Genomic DNA, 23,531 nt, shown 5'->3' on the forward strand with positions numbered 1-23,531 from the left:
AGTCGGTACCCCGTTCAGTGTTCTTGATTTCGCTACGGGGACACCAGCTAGTGTAACGTGTTTTTGACCGTTTCTTTACTGGAATCTTGCGATCTACAAGCAGGCTTCCAGAATAAACCCCACGAAGACAGCGGATTACACTATTTTGCGTGGCGTTACGCAGAACCGGTTTATGGCACAAATGGTCTGCTGAAAGCGCTTGCATTGCCAGCAGGCTCTTTTACCATTAGGCATTATTAAAGCGTTAAGCAATTCAGGATATCGTTATGGCATTTACACCATTTTCTCCTCGCCAGCCCGCCGCCTCTGCGCGTCTGCCGCTGACGCTTATTTCTCTTGATGACTGGGCGCTGGCAACACTCACCGGAGCCGATGCCGAAAAATACCTGCAGGGTCAGGTGACCGCCGATGTCAGCCAGATGACTGAACACCAGCACCTGCTGGCCGCACATTGCGACCCTAAAGGCAAAATGTGGAGTAACCTGCGTCTCTTCCGCCGTCAGGGCGGCTTTGCCTTTATTGAGCGCCGTAGCCTGCAAGACGCCCAACTCAAAGAGCTGAAAAAGTACGCCGTCTTTTCCAAAGTCACGATTGCCCCGGACGACGAACATATCCTGCTGGGTGTGGCGGGTTTTCAGGCGCGTGCCGCGCTGAAAAATCTGTTCAGCGAATTGCCCGATGCCGAAAAACAGGTAGTCAGCGAAGGTGCTAGCTCTATCCTGTGGTTCGAACACCCGGAGGAGCGTTTCCTGTTAGTGACGGATGTCGCCACAGCAGAGCGCGTGACCGAGGCGCTACGCGGTGAGGCCCAGTTCAACAACAGTCAGCAGTGGTTGGCACTGAACATTGAAGCAGGTCTGCCGGTGATTGACGCAGCAAACAGCGCGCAGTTTATTCCTCAGGCAACCAACCTCCAGGCTCTGGGTGGTATCAGCTTTAAGAAAGGCTGTTACACCGGCCAGGAGATGGTGGCTCGTGCAAAATTCCGCGGGGCAAACAAACGTGCGCTGTGGACACTCGCGGGTCATGCCAGCCGTGTACCTGAAGCGGGCGAAGATTTAGAGCTGAAGATGGGTGATAACTGGCGCCGCACCGGCACCGTGTTAGCAGCCGTACAGCTGGAAGATGGCCGTCTTCTGGTTCAGGCCGTTATGAATAATGACATGGAAGCCAATAGCGTGTTCCGCGTGCGTGACGATGCCAATACATTGAGTATTGAACCACTACCGTATTCGCTGGAAGAGTAATTCTGTATCGCCCGGTAGCGCTGCGCTTACCGGGCCTACAGATCCCGTAGGTCGGGTAAGGCGCCGCCGCCACCCGACTAAAAACTACACCTGCCCCACGTACAAATAAATCGCCAGGAAGTGACACACGCTGCCGCCCAGTACAAAACCGTGCCAGATAGCGTGGTTGTAAGGGATACGCTTGCAAACGTAGAAAATCACGCCCAGCGAATAAACCACCCCGCCAACAGCCAGCAATGTTACCCCACCCGCCGCCAGTTTGATTGCCAACTGATAAACCACAATCAGCGACAGCCAGCCCATCGTCAAATAGGTCACCAGTGACAATATCTTAAACCGGTGGGCAATCGTCAGCTTAAACAGGATCCCCAGCAGTGCCAGGCTCCAGATAACAATCATCAGGCCGCGGGCGAGCGGTGAATCGAGCCCCACCAGCAGAAAAGGCGTATAGGTACCGGCAATAAGAAGATAGATGGCACAGTGGTCAAATTTCTTAAGCCACATCTTGGCCCGTTGATGCGGAATTGCGTGATACAGCGTAGAAGCCAGAAACAGCAGGATCATACTCCCGCCATACAGGCTATAGCTGGTAATGGCCATCGCGCTGGCATTGGTGTCTACCGCCTGCACCAGCAATAATACTAAACCGACAATCCCAAACACCAGGCCAATGCCGTGGCTGATGCTGTTGGCTATTTCCTCAGCCAGCGAATATCCCTGTGCGATTAATGGTCTGCTCGCCATACAAAACTCCGGGAAAACAAAAGATGATTATTCATCGCAAGACTATGCTAACTGAGAATGATTCCAGTGAACACCTGTTAGCTAAAATATTTTCATCATGATTTTTTGTATATAAAAATCATATACATAAATAATCTATTCACCTAACATTTGTTCACATAAAAATTTAATCATTATGAATCAATAGCATAAAATTGGATCCTGCAATCTGGCTGCATGTTATGATGGACGGATGAGGTCTGAATGAGAGTTTTGCCATTGTGACTATGTTCACCCACACCGCCATTGCCAGTCTCAATAATCTGGAGATGATGGTCTACAACTATGTCATTAAAAATCGTGACAAAGTCATGTACATGACCATCCGCGAGCTGGCGGACGCGGCTGGTGTCTCAACCACTACGATCCTGCGCTTTTGCCGCAAGCTCAACTGCGAAGGTTATTCTGAATTTCGCGTACGCTTCAAACTCTATCTGGAGCAAAACGAGCCCCAGCAGGCAAACTTCGGTACCAGCGAAATTATCAGCTTCTTTAAAAGCGTGAATAATGAAGAGTTCGATGCGTTATTAGATAACGCGGTAGATATTATTTTGTCTTCTGAGCGAATTATATTTGTCGGCGCGGGTACGTCAGGCTCTCTGGCAAAATATGGTGCACGTTTCTTTTCAAATATTGGTAAATTCAGCAACCATATCGACGATCCTTATTTCCCGGTCACCAATGATATGGCTAAAAATGCGCTGGCGATTGTGCTTTCTGTCTCCGGTGAGACTGAGGAGATCCTGCGTTTCGCCAGCCAGTTCAGCCTGCATCACTGCAAGGTGCTCTCCATTACCAGCCACGAACACTCGCGTCTGGCAAAACTGGCAGACTTTAATCTCTCATGGCATGTCCCCCAGACGCGTATTGGGGGCGTTTATGATATCACCACGCAAATCCCCGTTATCTATATTCTGGAATCTCTCGGCCGCAAACTGGCGAAGAAATTGACAGAATAAAACACCCTGTTTTTTTGATGTGACAAATCACATTTCACACAAATTGTTATATCGTGACATTTAATTTCACTTTGCTAGACTCGAAATCAATAAGCCATATATTGAGAATAGTAATGATGAAAAAATTGACCTTACCAAAAGATTTTTTATGGGGTGGCGCAGTTGCCGCTCACCAGGTTGAAGGCGGCTGGAACAAAGGCGGTAAAGGGCCAAGCATCTGCGACGTATTGACCGGTGGCGCACACGGCGTTCCGCGAGAAATCACCCGGGAAGTGGTGCCGGGTAAATACTACCCAAACCATGAAGCGATTGATTTCCACGGTCACTACAAAGAAGACATCAAGCTGTTTGCGGAAATGGGCTTCAAGTGCTTTCGTACCTCTATCGCCTGGACGCGCATCTTCCCGAAAGGGGATGAGACACAGCCAAACGAAGAAGGACTGAAGTTCTACGACGACATGTTCGACGAGCTGCTCAAATACAACATCGAGCCGGTCATCACCCTCTCCCACTTCGAAATGCCGCTGCATCTGGTTCAGGAGTATGGCAGCTGGACTAACCGTAAAGTGGTCGATTTCTTTGTGCACTTCGCGGAAGTGGTATTTGAGCGCTACAAAAACAAGGTCAAATACTGGATGACCTTTAACGAAATCAACAACCAGCGCAACTGGCGCGCGCCGCTGTTCGGCTACTGCTGCTCTGGGGTGGTCTATACCGAGCACGACAACCCGGAAGAAACCATGTATCAGGTGCTGCACCACCAGTTCGTGGCCAGCGCTCTGGCGGTAAAAGCCGCCCGTCGTATTAACCCAGAGATGAAAGTCGGCTGCATGCTGGCGATGGTTGCACTCTATCCATTCTCCTGCAAACCAGAAGATGTGATGTTTGCTCAGGAATCCATGCGCGAGCGCTATGTCTTTACCGACGTCCAGCTGCGTGGTTACTACCCATCTTATGTGCTGAACGAGTGGGAACGCCGTGGTTTCTCCATCAAAATGGAAGCGGGTGACGAACAGATCCTGCGTGAAGGAACCTGTGACTATTTAGGTTTCAGCTATTACATGACCAACGCTGTGAAAGCAGAAGGCGGCACCGGTGATGCCATTTCCGGCTTTGAGGGCAGCGTACCGAACCCACATGTGAAAGCGTCTGACTGGGGCTGGCAGATTGATCCGGTTGGCCTGCGCTATTCCCTGTGTGAGCTGTACGAGCGTTATCAGAAACCGCTGTTTATCGTAGAAAACGGTTTCGGTGCATACGACAAAGTAGAAGAAGACGGCAGCATCAACGACGACTATCGCATCGACTATTTGCGTGCTCACGTGGAAGAAATGATGAAGGCGGTCACGCACGATGGTGTGGATCTTATGGGGTATACCCCGTGGGGCTGCATCGACTGCGTGTCGTTCACCACCGGCCAGTACAGCAAGCGCTACGGCTTTATCTATGTGAACAAACACGACGACGGTACTGGCGACATGTCGCGTTCCCGTAAGAAAAGCTTCGAGTGGTATAAAGGCGTGATTGCCAGCAACGGCGAGGCGCTGTAATTTTTTCCGGGTGGCATGACGCTACCCGGCATTTATTTCCCGCCAGCCAGCTCTATAAAACTGCCCGTGACGTACGACGCCTTCTCGCTCAGCAGCCAGACTATCGCCTGGGCCACCTCTTCCGGCTGGCCGCCGCGCTGCATCGGTAGCATCGACTTAACCCGGTCTACGCGCCCCGGTTCACCGCCCGATGCATGAATATCGGTATAGATCAGACCCGGACGCACGCAGTTGACGCGAATGCCCTGTGCCGCCACCTCCAGCGATAGCCCGGTTGTCAGCGAATCCACCGCCCCCTTGGACGCGGCATAATCCACATATTCACCCGGCGCGCCCAGGCGCGACGCCGCGGAAGAGACATTCACGATCGCCCCACCCTTGCCGCCATGTTTGAAGGACATGCGCTTCACCGCTTCCCGGCAGCAGAGGAAGTAGCCCGTGACGTTGGTCGCCAGGACGCGGTTAATGCGCTCCGCGGAGAGATTCTCGATAGTGGATTGCTCAAACAAAATGCCCGCATTATTGACCAGCGCAGTAAGCGGCTCACCTTCACGATCGAGGCTGTCAAACATCCTCAGCACCTGAGCTTCATCGCTGATATCTGCGCGGACGGCAAAGGCTTTACCACCCGCTTCAACGATCTGCCTGATGACGTCCGTCGCGGCTTTAATGTTGTGCTGATAATTCACCGCCACGGTATAGCCTTCGCGTGCCAGTTGCAGCGCGGTGGCTTTCCCGATGCCGCGGCTGGCGCCTGTTACAAGTGCAATGCTCATACGCTTCTCCCAATAAAAAAGCCGGGTGGCGGCTACGCCTTACCCGGCCTGGGTTACTACACCAACAATATTACTGGTATTCGCTCATCGGCACGCAGGAGCAGAACAGGTTGCGGTCGCCGTACACGTCATCAAGACGCTTCACGGTCGGCCAGTATTTGTTTGCCACACCTGCCGGGAAGACCGCCAGTTCGCGGGAATAACCGTGGTTCCACTCTGCCACCATCTCATGCTGGGTGTGCGGTGCGTTAACCAGCGGGTTATCTTCCAGCGTCCACTCGCCGTCCAGCACGCGATCGATCTCCATGCGGATCGCCAGCATCGCATCAATAAAGCGGTCCAGCTCGGCTTTGCTTTCGGACTCCGTTGGCTCCACCATCAGCGTACCCGCTACCGGGAACGACATAGTCGGGGCGTGGAATCCGTAGTCGATCAGACGCTTGGCGATATCCAGTTCGCTGATGCCGCTCTGCTCTTTCAGTGGACGAATATCCAGAATGCACTCGTGCGCCACGCGACCATCACGGCCGGTATAGAGCACCGGGAAAGCAGACTTCAGACGAGTCGCAATATAGTTGGCGTTCAGGATCGCCACCTGGCTTGCCTGCTTCAGCCCTTCTGCACCCATCATGCGGATGTACATCCAGCTGATTGGCAGAATAGAGGCACTACCAAACGGTGCCGCAGAGACCGCGCCCTGACGGGTGAGCATCCCCTCGATTTGCACGACGCTGTGACCCGGAACAAACGGTGCCAGGTGCGCTTTTACGCCAATTGGCCCCATACCCGGGCCGCCACCGCCGTGCGGAATGCAGAAAGTTTTATGCAGGTTCAGGTGCGACACATCCGCGCCGATAAAGCCCGGAGAGGTAATGCCAACCTGGGCGTTCATGTTCGCGCCGTCGAGGTAAACCTGGCCGCCAAACTGATGCACTACTTCGCACACTTCACGGATTGTCTCTTCATACACACCGTGAGTAGACGGGTAGGTCACCATGATGCAGGAGAGCTTGTCGCCAGCCTGTTCGGCTTTTGCACGCAGGTCGGCGAGGTCAATGTTACCGTTCTTATCGCAAGCCACCACCACCACTTCCATCCCCGCCATCTGGGCAGAGGCCGGGTTGGTACCGTGTGCGGAGCTTGGGATCAGGCAGATATCACGATGCCCTTCGTTACGGCTTTCGTGATAATGACGAATCGCCAGCAGACCGGCATATTCACCCTGTGCACCGGAGTTTGGCTGCATGCAGAGCGCGTCATACCCCGTCAACTTCACCAGCCAGTCGGAAAGCTGATTGATCATCAGGTGATAACCTTCCGCCTGCTCAGGTGGGCAGAACGGGTGCAGTTCAGAGAACTCAGGCCAGGTGATAGGGATCATCTCAGCAGCGGCGTTCAACTTCATGGTGCAAGAGCCCAGAGGGATCATCGCCTGATTCAGCGCCAGATCTTTACGCTCCAGAGAGTGCATATAGCGCATCATCTCGGTTTCGCTGTGATAGCGATTGAAGACCGGATGCGTCAGGATCGCATCATCACGCAGCATGCTTTGCTGGATAGAACGGCTGTCGAGGGCAACCTCTTTATCGAGCGTATCAATGTCCAGGCCGTGTGCATCACCCAGCAACACGTTAAACAGGTTCAGGATATCGTCGCGGGTGGTGCTTTCATCCAGCGTAATACCGACCGCATTGTGAATATCGCTGCGCAGGTTGATCTCCGCGGCATCCGCACGCGCCAGTACTGCTGCTTTGTCTGCCACTTCAACACACAGCGTGTCAAAGTAATGGGCATGACGCAGCTTGAGGCCTTTCTGTTGCAGGCCGCAGGCCAGAATATCCGCCAGGCGGTGAATACGGCTGGCAATACGTTTTAGGCCAACCGGACCGTGGAAGACCGCGTACAGGCTGGCGATGTTGGCCAGCAGAACCTGCGAGGTACAAATGTTGGAGTTCGCTTTCTCGCGGCGGATATGCTGCTCACGAGTCTGCATCGCCATGCGCAGCGCAGTGTTACCGGCAGCGTCTTTTGAGACCCCGATAATACGGCCCGGCATGGAGCGTTTGAATTCATCTTTTGCAGCGAAGAACGCCGCGTGTGGGCCACCGTAGCCCATCGGCACACCGAAGCGCTGTGCAGAGCCGAAGACAATATCCGCGCCCTGTTTGCCCGGCGCAGTCAGCAATACCAGCGCCATAAAATCAGCGGCGACGCTGACCACTACCTTGCGGGATTTTAGCTCGGCAATCAGTGCGTTGTAGTCGTGAACTTCACCGGTGGTGCCTACCTGCTGCAGCAGCACGCCGAAGACGTCCTGATGATCCAGCACTTTGTCTGCATCGTCGACAATCACGTCAAAACCGAAGGTTTCCGCACGGGTGCGAACAACGTCCAGGGTTTGCGGATGAACATCGGCGGCCACGAAGAAGCGGTTCGCATTTTTCAGCTTGCTTACGCGTTTGGCCATTGCCATGGCTTCTGCCGCGGCAGTCGCTTCATCCAGCAGAGACGCGGAAGCGATATCCAGGCCAGTCAGATCCAGCGTTACCTGCTGGAAATTCAGCAGCGCTTCCAGACGACCCTGAGACACTTCTGGCTGATAAGGTGTATAAGCGGTGTACCAGCCTGGATTTTCCAGCATATTGCGCAGGATAACCGGCGGTAACTGCACGTTGGTGTAGCCCATGCCAATGTAAGACTTGTAGCGCTTGTTCAGGCCGGCAATGGCCTTCAGCTCCGCCAGTGCGGCGAACTCCGTAGTGGCTTCCCCCACCTGAGGCGGCGTGGCAAGCTGGATATCTTTTGGCACAATCTGGCCGATCAGTGCGTTTAATGAATCCGCGCCAACTGTCTTCAGCATCTCCTGCTGTTGCTGAGCATCCGGCCCAATGTGACGTTCAATGAAGGCGCCACGGTTTTCAAGCTGGCTTAAAGTCTGTGTCATGAGCGATGGTTCCTGAAACGTGCAGTGAATTTAAGTTCCCTCTCCCATGGGGAGAGGGTTAGGGTGAGGGGAAGATGAGCACCCTCACCCCTGCCCTCTCCCTGTGGGAGAGGGGGATTAACAATTACTCGTCTTCTAGCAGTGCTTCGTACGCGGTCGCATCCAGCAGTGCAGCAACTTCCGCTTCGTCGCTGGCTTTGATCTTAAAGATCCAGCCTTCGCCGTAAGGCTCGCTGTTGACCAACTCCGGGGAGTCGCTCAGCGCGTCGTTGACGGCAACGATTTCGCCGCTCACAGGGGCGTAGATGTCAGATGCCGCTTTTACGGACTCCGCCACAGCGCAGTCATCGCCTGCGCCTACGGTCGTGCCCACTTCTGGCAAATCAACAAACACCATGTCGCCCAGCAGCTCTTGTGCGTGCTCGGTGATCCCTACGGTGTAAGTGCCGTCCGCCTCTTTGCGCAGCCATTCGTGTTCTTTGCTGTATTTCAGTTCTGCTGGCACATTGCTCATTGAATTTCTCCTGATAAAAATGATTAGGCGACCGGCTTACCGGCGCGAACAAAAATCGGTTTGGTCACGTTGACCGGCATTTCACGGTTGCGGATTTGCACCACCGCCGTTTCGCCAATGCCTGCCGGCACGCGTGCCAGTGCAATACTGTAGCCCAGCGTTGGGGAGAAGGTACCGCTGGTGATCACGCCTTCACGCGGATTGCCATCAGCATCGGTAAAACGCACCGGCAGTTCACCGCGCAGTACGCCTTTCTCGGTCATCACCAGACCCACCAGTTGTTCAGTACCCTTCTCACGCTGAATTTCCAGCGCTTCACGGCCAATAAATTCACGGTCAGCAGGTTCCCATGCGATGGTCCAGCCCATATTGGCCGCCAGCGGAGAGACACCTTCATCCATCTCCTGACCGTAGAGGTTCATACCCGCTTCCAGACGCAACGTATCACGTGCGCCCAGACCCGCTGGCTTCACACCGGCTTCCACCAGCGCACGCCAGAAATCTGCGGCTTTCTCATTTGGCATCGCAATTTCGTAACCCGCTTCACCGGTATAGCCAGTGGTAGCGATAAACAAATCACCTGCCTGCACGCCAAAGAACGGCTTCATGCCTTCAGTCGCTTTACGCTGCTCGTCGCTGAACAGAGATGCGGCTTTCGCCTGGGCGTTTGGGCCCTGTACGGCAATCAACGACAGATCGTCACGAACGGTGATGTCGATGGCATAAGGTTCAGCGTGTTGGGTAATCCAGGAGAGGTCTTTTTCGCGGGTAGCGGAGTTAACAACGAGGCGGAAGAAATCTTCTGTGAAGTAATAGACGATGAGGTCGTCAATCACGCCGCCGGAGGCATTTAGCATGCCGGTATAGAGCGCTTTACCCGGCGTCTTGAGTTTGGCGACGTCGTTTGCCAGCAGATAACGCAAAAACTCCCGGGTGCGGCTACCGCGCAGATCGACAATCGTCATGTGGGACACGTCGAACATACCGGCATCGGTGCGCACCGCGTGGTGCTCATCAATCTGCGAGCCGTAGTGCAGCGGCATCATCCAGCCATGGAAGTCCACCATGCGGGCGCCGCATAACACGTGTTGTTCGTACAAAGGAGTCTGTTGAGCCATCTTGTCCTCGTTGAAAAATTCACCGTGAAACCCGGTATCAGCCTCGTTTTCAGGGGCCGACGCAAACGTTCTCTTTTACCTGAACTTACCACCGAAACCGGCGATTAACCATAAGGTAAAATGGGTCATCACATTAGCTTATGACCAAAAAACGCTGAAAAGCCTACAGAGTTATTCACTGGAAAAATGCGATTAACCCCGCACAAAATTAACAATGATCTAACAGGATTTAGCACATGGCGATATTTCCTGCGGAAATATGGGCCAAATTTCCGTAACATAAAATCAGCAAGATTAGATTATCTAATGCGAAAAATGAGGTGAAATTAGAATATTTCAAACGAGGGAATTTCCCCGGCACAGAGGCCGGGAAAATAAAATGTGACGGGGTTCTAAATTAGCGCAGCCAGTCCGGTAGGTCGTTAAGACCCATCGCCTGACGAAGAAGCTGAGGTTTAACGCCGGGAAGCGTATCAGCGAGCTTGAGGCCGATGTCGCGTAGCAGTTTTTTCGCCGGATTGGCACCGGCAAACAACTCACGGAAACCCTGCATGCCCGCCAGCATCATTGCCGCGCTGTGCTTGCGGCTACGCTCATAGCGACGCAGATACAGATGCTGACCAATGTCTTTCCCTTCACGATGCAGACGACGCAGTTCTTCAACCAGCTCTGCCGCATCCATAAAGCCAAGGTTAACGCCCTGCCCGGCCAGCGGATGAATTGTGTGTGCCGCATCCCCCACCAGCGCCAGACGGTGAGCCGCAAACTGACGCGCGTAGCGTCCGGTTAACGGAAACACCAGACGCTCGCTCTCAAGCGTGCATAACCCAAGACGGTTATCAAACGCCATACGCAGTGCCTGGTTGAACGCATCTGGCGTGGCCTCCTGCATCAGCTGCGCTTTTTCTGGCACCAGGGACCAGACAATCGAGCACAGATGCGGATCGCTTAACGGCAGGAAGGCCAGAATGCCGTCATTGTGGAAGATCTGACGCGCGACACCGCCGTGCGGCTCTTCAGTGCGGATTGTCGCCACCAGAGCATGATGACGATAATCCCAGAACGTCAGCGGAATATCGGCTTTATTACGCAGCCAGGAGTTCGCACCATCAGCGCCAACGACCAGACGTGCAGTCAACATGTCGCCGCTTTGCAGGGTAATAAACGCCTCGTTTTCACCCCACGCGACCTGCTGGATTTGTGCAGGTGCCATAAGGGTAACATCGTTACATGACTGCGCTTTTTGCCACAGCGCATGATGGATAACGGCATTCTCGATGATGTGACCGAGATGGCTATAGCCCATACTTTCGTCATCAAAAGCGATATGACCAAAGCTGTCTTTATCCCATACTTCCATGCCGTGATAGCAACTGACACGCTGCGCCACGATATCTGACCAGACACCAAGGCGCGTCAGCAGCTTTTCGCTGGCCGCATTAATTGCCGAGACGCGGAGTTCCGGCGGCGCATCCTGTGCGACACGCTGGGGCTGCTTTTGCTCCAGCACGGCCACGCGCAGGCCGCTGCCCTGTAAACCACAGGCCAGCGCCAGTCCAACCATTCCGCCGCCAACGATGGCGACATCAACATTTTGCACGGTGATAACTCCTTAACGCGCGACCCAACCAAGGGTCCGCTGCGCCAGCACGTCACGTGCCGGAATGAATAATTCCATCGCCATCAGCCCGAGGTTACGGCCCGCAACCAGCGGCGCCCAGTGATTGGCAAAAAGATGAACCAGACCATCAGTGACACCAATCGTCGCCTCTTTATCCGCCTGACGTCGCTTCTGGTAATGGCTTAGCACTGAGTACGCACCGCAATCTTTTTGCTCACCCCACGCTTGCGAAAGGGTTTCTGCAAGGCTCATGACATCACGTAACCCGAGGTTAAAGCCCTGACCCGCAATCGGATGCAGCGTCTGCGCGGCATTGCCCACTAGCACGACACGATGCGAGATGGATTGAGACGCTGTCGTCAGCGACAACGGATATACCGTCCGCTTGCCTGCATGAGCGATCTGTCCCAACCGCCAGCCAAAGGCTTTTTGCAACTCAGTGCAAAAACGTTCGTCGGACCAGGACTGAATCTCTTCAGACTTACTCTGGGGATGGCACCACACCAGCGAGCAGCGTCCGTTCGACATCGGCAGCATCGCCAGCGGACCATGCTGTGTAAAACGTTCAAACGCCCTGCCGCTGTGCGCTCCGGCCGTGGAGACATTCGCGATGACCGCCACCTGCCCATAAGCCTGCTGACGCCACTCGATACCACACTGGGTGCCGAGCGCAGATCGAGAACCATCTGCGGCAACCAAAAGCTGGCCTTCAAGAACAGTGCCATTTTCCAGCGTCACGCTGACCGCTCCTTCAGTGCGACTAAAACTGGCCAAACGCGCCGGACAATGCAGCGTGACGCCTGGTGCATCCTGGAGCTGACGGAACAGACGTAATCCGACGTCGTGCAGCTCAACGACCTGCCCCAGGGCATCAATACGATAATCCTGCGCATCCAGCGTGACAAAACCCGCATGACCGCGATCGCTAACATGAACGGTGTTGATCGCCGTCGCACAGTCGGCAATTGCCTGCCAGATACCAATTCGTGACAGTTGCTGACATGTCCCCTGCGCCAGCGCAATGGCGCGGGCATCAAAACCGGGGTGGTCGGAAGCCTCTGGAGCAACGGCTTCCACCAGATGCACCGGGAGTTTCCCCTGTGTCATGTGCGAAATAGCGAGTGCCAGCGTGGCCCCCGTCATTCCGCCGCCAACAATAATCACGCTCATTTGTGTGCCGCTGCCATCAGCGCCTCGATATCGTCAGCATTTTTGACCACGCTGGCCGTCAGGTTCTCGTTGCCGCTTTCGGTAATGACGATATCGTCTTCAATGCGGATGCCAATCCCGCGGTACTCTTCAGGCACGTCGGCATCAGGTGCGATATACAGCCCAGGCTCTACGGTTAATACCATGCCCGGCTCCAGCACGCGCGAACGCTCTGCGCCATACGCCCCCACATCATGCACATCCAGCCCCAACCAGTGGCTCAGGCCGTGCATAAAATACGGTCGATGTGCATTTTCAGCAATCAGAGTGTCTACGTCCCCTTTCAGAATACCGAGCTTAACCAGGCCGGTAATCATGATGCGCACAACTTCGCCGGTCACTTCCTGGATGGAGGTCCCGGGGCGATACAACCTGAGCGCCGTTTCAAGCGATTCCAGGACGATGTCGTAAATCGCGCGCTGCGCCGGTGAGAATTTACCGTTCACCGGGAAGGTACGGGTGATGTCCCCCGCGTAGCCCTGATATTCGCAACCGGCGTCAATCAGCACCAGATCGCCGTCGCGCAGCGCACTTTCGTTTTCGGTGTAATGCAGAATGCAGCCGTTTTCTCCGCCGCCAACGATGGTGTTGTAAGAGGGATAACGCGCGCCGTGGCGGTTAAATTCGTGGTGAATTTCGCCTTCCAGCTGGTATTCGAACATTCCGGGACGGCATTTCTCCATCGCTCGGGTGTGCGCCAGCGCGCTGATTTCACCTGCCCGACGCATCAAATTCAGTTCTTCTTCGGACTTGAACAGGCGCATCTCATGCACGACCGGACGCCAGTCTGTGAGCGTGGCGGGGGCGGACAGGTTCTGCCGCGAGCCTTTGCGCAGCTTATCCAGGGCAGTAAAGACTATTTCATCGGCATACGCGTATTCGCCCTGGGCGTGGTAAAGCACATCCAGACCATTCAACAACTGATAGAGCTGCTGATTGATTTCGCTAAACGCCAGCGCACGGTCAACGCCCAGCTTCGCCGGCGCGGCCTCCTGGCCTAAGCGGCGGCCAAACCAGATTTCGGCCGTCAGATCGCGTACGCGGTTGAAAATCACGCTGTGGTTGTGGGTGTCATTGCTTTTAATCAGCACCAGTACCGCTTCCGGCTCGTTAAAGCCGGTGAAGTACCAGAAATCGCTGCTCTGGCGATAGGGATATTCGCTGTCGGCACTGCGCGTTACTTCGGGCGCGGCAAAAATCAGCGCAGCGCTTCCCGGCTGCATTTTGGCGAGCAGCGCCTGGCGGCGGCGCGAATACTCTTGATTCGAGATAACCATGACACCCTCCTGTGCGTTATTTTTCTTAATGTAAGGTTGGTTTGCGGACTTCCGGCGCGGTCGGCTGTGAGCGCGTAAAGTTGTCGTGGCACAGCAACGCCGCCACGCGCACATACTCGATGATCTCTTCGAGAGACATTTCCAGCTCTTCCTGGTCTTCGTCTTCATCGTAACCAAGCTGTGCAATGTTACGCAGGTCGTCGATCGCTTCACCGGCTTCGCCGGTCACTTTATCGAGTTTAGGCTGTGTCACACCCAGCCCCAGCAGATAGTGGTTTACCCACCCTGCCAGCGCATCAGCGCGATCAAACACGCTTACGTCATCGCCCTCAGGCAGATAAAGCTGAAAAAGGAAGCCATCATCTTCCAGTGAATCACTGATGGCGGCGTGCATTTTACGCAGCGCTTCCGCCAGCTCGTGACCAAACGCCAGCCCTTCGTTCGTGAGGTCGTGGATCAGCGGCTGCCATGAGCTGTCGCTGTTTCCGCCGCACAGCATGCCACTGATCAAACCGTGCATTTCGGCAGGGGTTAAACCCACTCCCTGCTGGTTCAGTAACTGGTTTAAATCGTTGTAACCAGGCATTTCGTTCTGTATAGACATGAGCATTCGTCGTCAAAGGGGGGAAGTTTCATGATATGCTACCACTTTGGACCCTGGTGATACCAGAAAAGGGCTTGTATCTTCACATCAGGGTAGCTATAGTGTCGCCCCTTCGCGGCCCCCGGGGCAATAAGCGAAGGCAGCGCAGTCAATCAGCAGGAAGGTGGCATGTCTGCACAACCCGTCGATCTCCAGATTTTTGGCCGTTCACTGCGAGTGAATTGTCCACCTGAACAAAGGGATGCCCTGAATCAGGCTGCGGACGATTTGAATCAGCGGTTGCAAGATCTAAAAGAACGCACTAGAGTCACAAATACTGAGCAGCTGGTTTTCATCGCCGCGTTGAACATCAGCTATGAACTGACTCAGGAAAAAGCGAAGACCCGCGACTACGCGGCAAGCATGGAGCAGCGCATTAAAATGCTCCAGCAGACCATAGAACAGGCATTGCTTGATCAAGGTCGCAATCCCGAAAGACCGGGACCAAAGTTTGAATAACACTTCTCAGTTGACTATGGTAGAGTAACTGTGAAGACAAAATTTCTCTGAGATGTTCGCAAGCGGGCCAGTCCCCTGAGCCGATATTTCATACCACAAGAATGTGGCGCTCCATGGTTGGTGAGCATGCTCGGTCCGTCCGAGAAGCCTTAAAACTATGACGACACATTCACCTTGAACCAAGGGTTCAAGGGTTACAGCCTGCGGCGGCATCTCGGAGATTCCCTCTCTTTTCTTCTACCGACTACCATGACTCAATTCCCTGAAGTTTCTGCTTCACGCCAGGACATTCGTCAGTTAATTCGTCAACGCCGTCGTGCGTTAACCTCCGATCAGCAAGCGCATTTTGCCCAGCAGGCTGCCGCGCGCATGATGGCGTATCCGCCTGTTGTGATGGCGCATACCGTCGCCTTGTTTCTCTCATTTGATGGCGAGCTGGATACCCAACCTCTCATCGAGCAACTCTGGCGAGCCGGGAAGAAAGTTTACCTGCCAGTGCTGCATCCGTTTAGCGAAGGTAATCTACTGTTTCTTCACTACCACCCGCACAGCGATCTGGTCGTGAATCGTCTGAAAATCACTGAGCCAAAACTGGATGTTCGTGACGTGCTGCCGCTGTCACAGCTGGATGTGCTGATTACGCCTCTGGTGGCGTTTGATGAACAGGGCCAGCGTTTAGGGATGGGCGGCGGCTTTTACGACCGGACGCTGCAAAACTGGCAACAGTATGGGCTACAGCCGGTGGGTTACGCGCATGATTGTCAGGGCGTGGAGGCATTGCCGGTGGAAAAATGGGATGTGCCGCTGCCGGCGGTGGTGACGCCCAGTAAAACCTGGACCTGGTAGAATAAAGCCGGGTGGCGCAGCCACCACCCGACACAACACAATCAGTACAGCAGACGCGCGCGAATCGTCCCCGGAAGCGCCTTCATGCTCTGCAGTGCTTTCTCGGCAACATCGTCATCCGCTTCAATATCAATCACCACATAACCCATCTGAGAATTCGTCTGCAGATACTGCGCGGCGATGTTGACGCTCTGCTCGGCAAAGATCTGGTTAATGGCGGTCAGCACACCTGGACGGTTTTCGTGAATGTGCAGCAAGCGACGACCACCGTGCAGCGGCAGAGACACTTCCGGGAAGTTCACCGCAGAGAGCGTAGAACCGTTGTCAGAATATTTGCTCAGTTTACCCGCCACTTCCAGACCGATGTTCTCCTGCGCTTCCTGGGTCGAGCCGCCAATGTGTGGCGTCAGGATCACGTTATCGAACTCGCACAGCGGAGAATTAAACGGATCGCTGTTGGTCGCAGGCTCCGTCGGGAAGACGTCGATGGCCGCACCCGCCAGATGCTTACGCTTCAGCGCATCCGCCAGTGCCGGGATATCGACAACCGTGCCGCGCGCGGCGTTGATCAGCAGTGAGCCCGGCTTCATCAGCGCCAGCTCTTCCGCGCCCATCATGTTTTTGGTGGAGGCATTTTCCGGCACGTGGAGGCTCACCACGTCGCTCATGTTCAGCAGATCAGACAGGTGCTGAACCTGCGTCGCGTTACCCAGAGGCAGCTTGCTTTCAATATCGTAAAAATAGACATGCATCCCGAGAGATTCAGCCAGAATCCCCAGTTGAGTACCAATGTGACCATAACCAATGATACCCAATTTTTTACCACGGGCTTCATATGACCCCGCTGCCAGTTTATTCCAGACTCCGCGGTGTGCTTTGGCGTTAGCTTCAGGGATACCGCGTAGCAGCAGCAACAACTCGCCAATCACTAACTCCGCCACGGAACGGGTGTTGGAGAACGGGGCGTTGAACACTGGAATACCGCGTTTGGCGGCTGCATTCAGATCGACCTGATTGGTGCCGATACAGAAACAGCCAATGGCAACCAGTTTTTCCGCCGCAGCAATTACATCTTCAGTCAGGTGGGTACGGGATCGCAGACCAATGAAGTGGGCATCACGGATGGCCGCTTTCAGCTCTTCGGTGTCCAGCGCGCCTTTGTGAAATTCGATGTTGGTGTAACCCGCTGCACGAAGGCTATCAAGCGCTTTCTGATGCACGCCTTCTACCAGCAGGAATTTAATCTTGTCTTTCTCCAGTGATACCTTTGCCATTTACCCGACCCTGTATTTTATCTGAACTGATGTTGTGCTGGATTTAAATCCGCTATAGCCAACATATCAAAAAAAACTATTGCAGCAATATGAACGTTTGCGTCGGCACTCTGAAGAAAAGTCATACAGGGTAAAATGACAGAGGAAAATGCTACAGAAATTTGTGAATGCGGCAGGATCGGCAAAAGAGGCGTAAAAACGTGACACAAGTCACCGAATTTAGCTTTTCAAAAATTTTTTAGCGGGGGGAGGACTCCCCCCGTCAGATCATTTTACGATGGTTTTCACGCCGTCAGCGGTGCCGATCAGCGCCACATCCGCGCCACGGTTGGCGAATAGCCCTACGGTCACTACGCCTGGAATGCCGTTGATGGCATTTTCCAGCGCAATAGCATCAAGGATTTCCAGACCGTGAACGTCGAGGATCACGTTACCGTTATCAGTGACTACGCCCTGACGATATTCCGGACGACCGCCCAGCTTCACCAGCTGACGGGCAACCGCGCTACGGGCCATCGGGATCACTTCCACCGGCAGCGGGAAATTACCCAGAATATCGACCTGCTTGGAGGCGTCCGCGATGCAGATGAACTTGTCCGCAACGGAGGCGATGATTTTTTCACGCGTCAGCGCTGCACCACCGCCTTTGATCATCTGCATATGGCCGTTAATCTCATCCGCGCCATCAACGTAAATCCCCAGACGGTCAACTTCGTTGAGATCGAAAACGGTAATGCCGAGGCTTTTCAGCTTTTCCGTGGAAGCATCGGAGCTGGAAACCGCGCCCTCGATTTGCCCCTTCATCGTGCCCAGCGCATCGATAAAGTGTGCCGCGGTTGATCCCGTACCGACACCGACAATGGTACCCGGCTGTACATACTGGAGAGCGGCCCATCCTACTGCTTTTTTCAGTTCATCCTGCGTCATGATCGTTTTGCCTGTGGTGTGAAAACTTAGGCCGCATTATAGAACACGTGAGGTGGAATTCGTCTGTCACAAAGGGAAAATTGTGTCATAGTGCAGAATAAGCCAAATTAAGGAGCCAGCCAGAGCAATGAAACGTCCGGACTACAGAACACTACAGGCACTTGATGCAGTTATTCGTGAACGAGGTTTTGAGCGCGCGGCGCAAAAGCTTTGCATCACGCAGTCCGCCGTATCACAGCGTATCAAACAGCTTGAAAACATGTTCGGCCAGCCGCTGCTGGTACGCACCGTGCCGCCACGTCCAACCGAGCAAGGGCAAAAGCTCCTCGCCCTGCTGCGCCAGGTTGAACTGCTGGAAGATGAGTGGTTGGGTGACGAACAAACGGGCTCTACGCCACTGCTGCTCTCTCTGGCGGTCAACGCCGACAGTCTGGCAACCTGGCTGCTGCCGGCCCTGGCCCCGGTATTGGCAGATTCACCTATCCGTCTGAATTTACAGGTTGAAGATGAAACCCGTACCCAGGAGCGCCTGCGTCGTGGTGAAGTGGTTGGTGCGGTCAGTATTCAGCCTCAGGCGCTGCCGAGCTGTCTTGTCGATCAGTTAGGTGCTCTGGATTACCTGTTTGTCGGTTCAAAAGCCTTTGCCGAGCGCTACTTCCCGAACGGCGTCACCCGCGCCGCGCTGCTGAAAGCTCCCGCCGTAGCGTTCGACCATCTGGACGATATGCATCAGGCGTTCCTGCAGCAAAACTTTGACCTGCCGCCGGGCAGCGTACCGTGCCATATCGTCAACTCGTCTGAAGCCTTCGTGCAGCTTGCGCGTCAGGGCACCACCTGCTGCATGATCCCGCATCTGCAGATTGAGAAAGAGTTGAAAAGCGGAGAGCTGATTGACCTAACGCCGGGGCTGTATCAGCGCCGGATGCTTTACTGGCACCGTTTTGCGCCGGAAAGCCGCATGATGCGCAACGTGACCGATGCGCTACTGGCGTACGGACATAAGGTGTTGAGACAGGATTAAAAAATAAGCCGGGTGGCGGCTTCGCCTACCCGGCCTACCGGTTACTGAGCTGGCTTTTGAGTCGGTTCCAGCTGGAACACCACATCAACCTGATCGTCGAACTGAATAGTCGGCTGCTCGTAAGTTTCCTGAGCAGATACTGGCGCCGCATCGGCTTTCATCATCCGCACCATCGGGCTTGGCTGATAGTTAGAGACGTGGTAACGCACGCTGTAAACCGGGCCGAGCTTGCTGTTAAAGCCAGCGGCCAGCTGTTGCGCCTGATGCATCGCATCATCAATCGCCGCTTTACGCGCTTCGTCTTTGTATTTCTCCGGTTGCGCAACGCCCAGCGACACAGAGCGAATTTCGTTCAGCCCCGCCTTCAGCGCGCCATCCAATAATGCATTCAGCTTGTCCAGTTGACGCACCGTCACTTCGACAGTACGCACAGCACGGTAGCCTTTCAGAATGCTTTTGCCGTTCTGGTAGTCGTAATCGGGTTGAGTACGCAGGTTAGCGGAGTTGATATCTTTTTTACCTACACCGTTCTGCTCAAGAAAAGAGAGATATTGCGCAACACGATCGTCAGCCTGCTTCTTGGCAGATGCCGCATCTTTCGCAGCCACATTGACTTCAATCGCCAGGGTTGCAACATCCGGTACCGCATCCACACTTGCGGTGCCTGAAGTGACGATGTGCGGGCCATCTGGCAGTTCACTTGCCTGCACCGACACCGCACCTAAACTCACTAATGCCGCCAGGGCCATCACTTTAAACTTCACTGTCATTCCTCCATGTTGCGAAGAGTGCCCCAACAACAGGGCGCATGCCAGCAAGCTTAGCGGGTCTTGTTCAGTTGTCCATAAGACAATGGCTTAGTTGAACAATTCCTGGACATGGTGAATGCCCTCTTTTGCCAACTGGAAGGCGATAAACCACATCACGAGACCCACCAGCGTGTTGATGATCCGCTGCGCTTTAGCAGTGCGAAGACGAGGGGCCAGCCATGCCGCAAGTATGGCGAGACCGAAGAACCAGAGGAAAGAGGCGCTGACCGTGCCAAGCGCAAACCAGCGCTTCGGCTCAACATCCAGCTGTCCGCCCAGGCTCCCCAGCACCACAAAAGTATCGAGATAAACGTGCGGGTTAAGCCAGGTAACCGCCAGCATGGTGACGATGATCTTCCAGCGCCCCTGCTTCATGACTTCAGCGCTTGCGAGTTCAAGGTTGCTGCTCATGGCCGTTTTCAGTGCGCCAAAACCGTACCACAGCAGGAACGCCACGCCGCCCCAGGTAACCAATGCAAGAAGCCACGGCGACTGCATCAGCAATGCACTACCGCCAAAAATCCCGGCGCAGATCAGCAGCAAATCGCTTACCGCGCACAGGAGAGCAATCATCAGATGATACTGGCGGCGAATGCCCTGGTTCATCACGAACGCATTTTGCGGGCCAAGCGGAAGGATCATGGCCGCACCTAAGGCAAGCCCTTGAAAGTAATAGGATAACATGACGAAACTCTCACAGTGTTGTTCTGGAAGCAGACTATACTGCGCGAATCACATTAGAGGAAATTGATAATATTAATTGGGGATTAGTCGTGCTTATAAAAATAATGCCCGGTGGCGCTAACGCTTACCGGGCCTGGTGGTGAAGTTATTCTGCTTCTTTGACTTTTTTGACGTTTACGTCCATCTGCGGGTACGGGAAGCTGATGCCGTTAGCATCGAACTCACGTTTGATACGCTCCAGAACATCCCAGTAGACGTTTTGCAGATCGCTGCTTTTGCTCCAGATACGTACCACGAAGTTAATCGAAGAAGCACCCAGTTCGTTCAGGCGTACGGTCTGCTCTTTGTCTTTCAGAATACGATCGTCTGAAGCAATGATATTGCTAATCAGCGACTTCACCTGATCGATATCAGAATCATATGCCACGCTGATGATCAGCTCATTTCGGCGCACAGGTTCGCGGGAAAAGTTGATGATGTTGCCTGCAATAATTTTCCCGTTTGGCACAACAACAATACGACCATCAACGGTACGCAGGGTGGTAGAGAAAATCTGTACCTGAAGTACCGTTCCGGCAATCCCACCAAGGTCAACGTACTCACCAGAACGGAATGGGCGGAAGGTGACCAGCAGTACGCCGGCGGCCAGATTCGAGAGCGAGCCCTGCAATGCAAGGCCAATAGCCAGACCTGCTGCACCAAGCACGGCGATTACCGATGCGGTCTGTACGCCGACGCGTCCCAGCGCCGCAATCAGCGTAAAGGCGATAATGCCGTAGCGCACCAGTGCGGAGAGGAAGTCAGCCACCGTGGCGTCAATGTGACGGGCCAGCATTACGCGGTTAACCGCGTTCGATACGATACGCGCCACGATCATCCCGACGATGATGATCGCAATGGCTGCTACAATATTAACCGCATAACTCAGCAGCAATGCCTGGTTGCGCACCAGCCAGGTTCCCGCATTGTTAATACCATCTACTACACCGAGATCGTCCATTCAATTTTCCTTGTTAATAACCCAAAACACGCGCTAACGAGATCTTAATCACGAAAACGCCAGTGTTAAAGGTAAACAAAAGCAGGAAAATATGCCATTTACGGCGGCTGATTTCTGCAGGAGTTAGTTAAGCTGACGGTCAATCTCGTTGGTAAATTCCGCTACCAGCAGATCTTTATTGCGAAATAACGTCACAATCTCATCAATCACTTTTCCGCTACCGACGGACTTCCACGCCACCGAAAGCGGAGATTTTTGGCGTGGGTTTACCACATCTCGTGCCACCAGTTGCCCGGACTCAATATAGGGCTGACACTGACGCTCTGGCAGAAAACCTACCCCCAGCCCGCTAACATGACAGACAATTTTTGTGCTCATATCAGGCACCTTAATTTCTTTTTGCCCGCCGAGCAGCCACGCCACCCGACGCGTCAGATTACGCGAGGTATCATCAATATTGATTGCCGGATACTTGCGCAGCATATCGTCTGTTAAGCGATCCGCTGGATGTGAAGCAAGCGGGTGATCGCTTGCAACAACGAAGCGCCAGCGAATCTCACCCAGTGGAAGAAGAGAAATGGTATTTGACAGGGATTCCGAGCCCGTCACCCCGATGGCGAGATGAAAATCATCATAGAGCAACGTATCCCACACCCCCATATACACCTGTCGGGAAAGCTGGAAACGCGTGAAGGGAAAACGTTGATGCAGCCAGGTTAACAGCCTGGCTGCAGAGCGCGGCTGGTAGAGCAGATTGTTAACAACAATATTGATCTGTCTTTCGACACCCGCATTAATTTGCTGCAGTTCATCCGGCATGGCATCCAGCCAGCTCAGCCACTGCCGACAGTTTTCGAGCAGATGCGTGCCCGCAGGGGTTAAGCTCACTGAACGGGTGGTGCGTAAAAAGAGCTGCGTGCCGGTCTGCTCCTCAAGCGTTTTAATCCGGTAGCTGATCGCTGCGGGCGTTTTATGGAGTGAAGCGGCTGCTCGCGAAAAACTCCCGGTCTCCGCGACCCGTATAAATGTCCGCACTGTTTCCTGATCGAGCATGTTCTCGCCTTTCCTTCTGGATCTGTAACCATCGCAACGTAATCACCATGCCGGCAACGATATCAGCGCCCGACGTATGCCCCATCAGCACCAGCCGCCGAATGGCTCTGTGCGGATCGCGTCCGGCCTGCAGGCAGCGCAGCAGATGAAGAACCGGAGTAGAAAATTCGCCGTAGCGGGCGCTGTTGAGGTAACTGCAGCTTACCGAAGTTGTGAGCGTCATGAGTTGATCGGCCGAGGGTAAAAATGGGCAAGCCTGGAGTTGCGGAAAAAAGTGTGAAGCATGTAACACTGCCAGCGCGCCTGTCAGCATGTCGTCACCACCGGGCGTTAGGCCGGGCCCCATGCCAATTAATCCTGTCCAGGAAGGGGGATTACCGTTCTTCCACTGGGCGAGGCCATCCAGCAATAACCTGAAGGCAATGGCACCCGCGTCCAGTTGGCAGAGCGGGCCACACAGCCCCGTTTGTTCGGGGTAGTCTCGCAAATCCGGCACGGGCATCGTACCGCGTTGAGGGGCCAGGTTGAGCCGACGTCTTAACAAGATAGAGGCGTCATACCCCAGCAGAGTTTTACCCCGTTTGGTCCACCGTTTGGCATCGTACACTTTCGCAAAATTCCGCGTTGAGAGTAATACACCGGCAGGCGCAACCCCTTTGCCGTAACGGATAAAAGACATCAGCGTGCCATCAGCATGAACGTAGTTGATCGCTTGAGTGAAGCGGCTGTGCAGATGCCACTCTCCGTCACTCAGACGCTCAACGCCACCATAGGCCATAGACTCCAGGATCATAGCAAGAACTCCGGGGCGGCAGGA

At 54.3% G+C, this 23,531-nt stretch carries 22 protein-coding genes and 1 other RNA gene; 7 read left to right on the forward strand and 16 right to left on the reverse strand.

The features are described 5' to 3' along the window. The first annotated feature begins 266 nt into the window (after positions 1 to 266). Positions 267 to 1,247, forward strand: coding sequence for a tRNA-modifying protein YgfZ (gene ygfZ, locus LCD46_18445; GenBank protein ID UOY70013.1), 981 nt, complete (start codon positions 267 to 269; stop codon positions 1,245 to 1,247). 84 nt (positions 1,248 to 1,331) lie between these two features. Here the strand turns inward: ygfZ and LCD46_18450 are convergent, their stop codons facing one another. Then, a complete protein-coding gene (locus LCD46_18450) occupies positions 1,332 to 1,991 on the reverse strand; it encodes a hemolysin III family protein (GenBank protein UOY70014.1) in 660 nt (219 codons plus the stop codon). Positions 1,992 to 2,257: 266 nt separating this feature from the next. Between LCD46_18450 and LCD46_18455 the strand changes: the two genes are divergently transcribed. Together LCD46_18455 and bglA are read left to right on the forward strand one after the other, a co-directional pair. Then, positions 2,258 to 2,989, forward strand: coding sequence for a MurR/RpiR family transcriptional regulator (locus tag LCD46_18455; protein ID UOY73000.1), 732 nt, complete (start codon positions 2,258 to 2,260; stop codon positions 2,987 to 2,989). Positions 2,990 to 3,105: 116 nt separating this feature from the next. Continuing rightward, positions 3,106 to 4,539 (forward strand): 6-phospho-beta-glucosidase BglA, encoded by a 1,434-nt coding sequence (gene bglA, locus LCD46_18460; protein ID UOY73001.1) that lies wholly within the window; start codon positions 3,106 to 3,108, stop codon positions 4,537 to 4,539. A gap of 32 nt (positions 4,540 to 4,571) precedes the next feature. On the opposite strand, the gene LCD46_18465 is transcribed toward bglA, so the two are convergent. From LCD46_18465 to LCD46_18500, 8 genes are all read right to left on the reverse strand, one after another. Further along, positions 4,572 to 5,315, reverse strand: coding sequence for an SDR family oxidoreductase (locus LCD46_18465; GenBank protein ID UOY70015.1), 744 nt, complete (start codon positions 5,313 to 5,315; stop codon positions 4,572 to 4,574). Positions 5,316 to 5,385: 70 nt separating this feature from the next. Continuing rightward, on the reverse strand, positions 5,386 to 8,259 hold the full coding sequence (gene gcvP / locus LCD46_18470) for an aminomethyl-transferring glycine dehydrogenase (protein ID UOY70016.1): 2,874 nt from the start codon (positions 8,257 to 8,259) through the stop codon (positions 5,386 to 5,388). A gap of 124 nt (positions 8,260 to 8,383) precedes the next feature. Then, positions 8,384 to 8,773 carry a glycine cleavage system protein GcvH gene (gene gcvH, locus LCD46_18475; protein ID UOY70017.1) on the reverse strand — a complete coding sequence of 130 codons (390 nt, stop codon included), beginning with the start codon at positions 8,771 to 8,773 and terminating at the stop codon, positions 8,384 to 8,386. Positions 8,774 to 8,796: 23 nt separating this feature from the next. Next, complete coding sequence (gcvT, locus tag LCD46_18480; GenBank protein ID UOY70018.1) at positions 8,797 to 9,891, reverse strand: glycine cleavage system aminomethyltransferase GcvT; 1,095 nt, start codon at positions 9,889 to 9,891, stop codon at positions 8,797 to 8,799. 397 nt (positions 9,892 to 10,288) lie between these two features. Then, a complete protein-coding gene (gene ubiI, locus LCD46_18485; GenBank protein UOY70019.1) occupies positions 10,289 to 11,491 on the reverse strand; it encodes an FAD-dependent 2-octaprenylphenol hydroxylase in 1,203 nt (400 codons plus the stop codon). A gap of 12 nt (positions 11,492 to 11,503) precedes the next feature. Then, positions 11,504 to 12,682 (reverse strand): 2-octaprenyl-6-methoxyphenyl hydroxylase, encoded by a 1,179-nt coding sequence (ubiH, locus tag LCD46_18490; GenBank protein UOY70020.1) that lies wholly within the window; start codon positions 12,680 to 12,682, stop codon positions 11,504 to 11,506. Then, on the reverse strand, positions 12,679 to 13,992 hold the full coding sequence (gene pepP / locus LCD46_18495; protein UOY73002.1) for a Xaa-Pro aminopeptidase: 1,314 nt from the start codon (positions 13,990 to 13,992) through the stop codon (positions 12,679 to 12,681). Before pepP ends, ubiH begins: the two co-directional genes overlap by 4 nt. Positions 13,993 to 14,023: 31 nt before the next feature. Then, positions 14,024 to 14,602, reverse strand: a complete 579-nt coding sequence (locus LCD46_18500) for a YecA family protein (protein ID UOY70021.1) — start codon at positions 14,600 to 14,602, stop codon at positions 14,024 to 14,026. Positions 14,603 to 14,770: 168 nt separating this feature from the next. Here LCD46_18500 and zapA point away from each other — a divergent pair, with 168 nt between their 5' ends. The 3 genes from zapA to LCD46_18515 all read left to right on the forward strand — a co-directional run bounded on the left by zapA (position 14,771) and on the right by LCD46_18515 (position 15,946). After that, positions 14,771 to 15,100: a cell division protein ZapA gene (zapA, locus tag LCD46_18505; GenBank protein UOY70022.1), complete on the forward strand. Its 330-nt coding sequence runs from the start codon at positions 14,771 to 14,773 to the stop codon at positions 15,098 to 15,100. A gap of 41 nt (positions 15,101 to 15,141) precedes the next feature. Beyond that, positions 15,142 to 15,325, forward strand: a non-coding RNA gene (gene ssrS, locus LCD46_18510) — 6S RNA. A gap of 24 nt (positions 15,326 to 15,349) precedes the next feature. Next, a complete protein-coding gene (locus LCD46_18515) occupies positions 15,350 to 15,946 on the forward strand; it encodes a 5-formyltetrahydrofolate cyclo-ligase (protein ID UOY70023.1) in 597 nt (198 codons plus the stop codon). Positions 15,947 to 15,987: 41 nt separating this feature from the next. On the opposite strand, the gene serA is transcribed toward LCD46_18515, so the two are convergent. Both serA and rpiA read right to left on the reverse strand, forming a co-directional pair. Further along, positions 15,988 to 17,220, reverse strand: a complete 1,233-nt coding sequence (serA, locus tag LCD46_18520; protein ID UOY70024.1) for a phosphoglycerate dehydrogenase — start codon at positions 17,218 to 17,220, stop codon at positions 15,988 to 15,990. 267 nt (positions 17,221 to 17,487) lie between these two features. Next, positions 17,488 to 18,147, reverse strand: a complete 660-nt coding sequence (rpiA, locus tag LCD46_18525) for a ribose-5-phosphate isomerase RpiA (GenBank protein ID UOY70025.1) — start codon at positions 18,145 to 18,147, stop codon at positions 17,488 to 17,490. 127 nt (positions 18,148 to 18,274) lie between these two features. Here rpiA and argP point away from each other — a divergent pair, with 127 nt between their 5' ends. Continuing rightward, positions 18,275 to 19,168 carry a DNA-binding transcriptional regulator ArgP gene (gene argP / locus LCD46_18530; protein UOY70026.1) on the forward strand — a complete coding sequence of 298 codons (894 nt, stop codon included), beginning with the start codon at positions 18,275 to 18,277 and terminating at the stop codon, positions 19,166 to 19,168. Positions 19,169 to 19,209: 41 nt separating this feature from the next. Here argP and LCD46_18535 read toward each other — a convergent pair whose 3' ends face one another. The 5 genes from LCD46_18535 to LCD46_18555 all read right to left on the reverse strand — a co-directional run bounded on the left by LCD46_18535 (position 19,210) and on the right by LCD46_18555 (position 23,507). After that, entirely contained in the window at positions 19,210 to 19,932 is a 723-nt protein-coding gene (locus tag LCD46_18535; GenBank protein ID UOY70027.1) for an oxidative stress defense protein, read from the reverse strand. A gap of 93 nt (positions 19,933 to 20,025) precedes the next feature. Next, positions 20,026 to 20,661, reverse strand: a complete 636-nt coding sequence (gene argO / locus LCD46_18540) for an arginine exporter ArgO (GenBank protein UOY70028.1) — start codon at positions 20,659 to 20,661, stop codon at positions 20,026 to 20,028. 145 nt (positions 20,662 to 20,806) lie between these two features. Next, positions 20,807 to 21,661: a small-conductance mechanosensitive channel MscS gene (locus tag LCD46_18545; protein UOY70029.1), complete on the reverse strand. Its 855-nt coding sequence runs from the start codon at positions 21,659 to 21,661 to the stop codon at positions 20,807 to 20,809. Between the two features lie 123 nt (positions 21,662 to 21,784). Beyond that, complete coding sequence (gene allS, locus LCD46_18550; GenBank protein UOY70030.1) at positions 21,785 to 22,714, reverse strand: HTH-type transcriptional activator AllS; 930 nt, start codon at positions 22,712 to 22,714, stop codon at positions 21,785 to 21,787. Then, on the reverse strand, positions 22,632 to 23,507 hold the full coding sequence (locus tag LCD46_18555) for a DUF2877 domain-containing protein (protein UOY70031.1): 876 nt from the start codon (positions 23,505 to 23,507) through the stop codon (positions 22,632 to 22,634). The genes allS and LCD46_18555 overlap by 83 nt, the downstream gene beginning before the upstream one ends. Positions 23,508 to 23,531: the final 24 nt, after the last annotated feature.

It is taken from the genome of Enterobacter ludwigii (genome assembly GCA_023023105.1).
Taxonomy (GTDB): domain Bacteria; phylum Pseudomonadota; class Gammaproteobacteria; order Enterobacterales; family Enterobacteriaceae; genus Enterobacter; species Enterobacter adelaidei.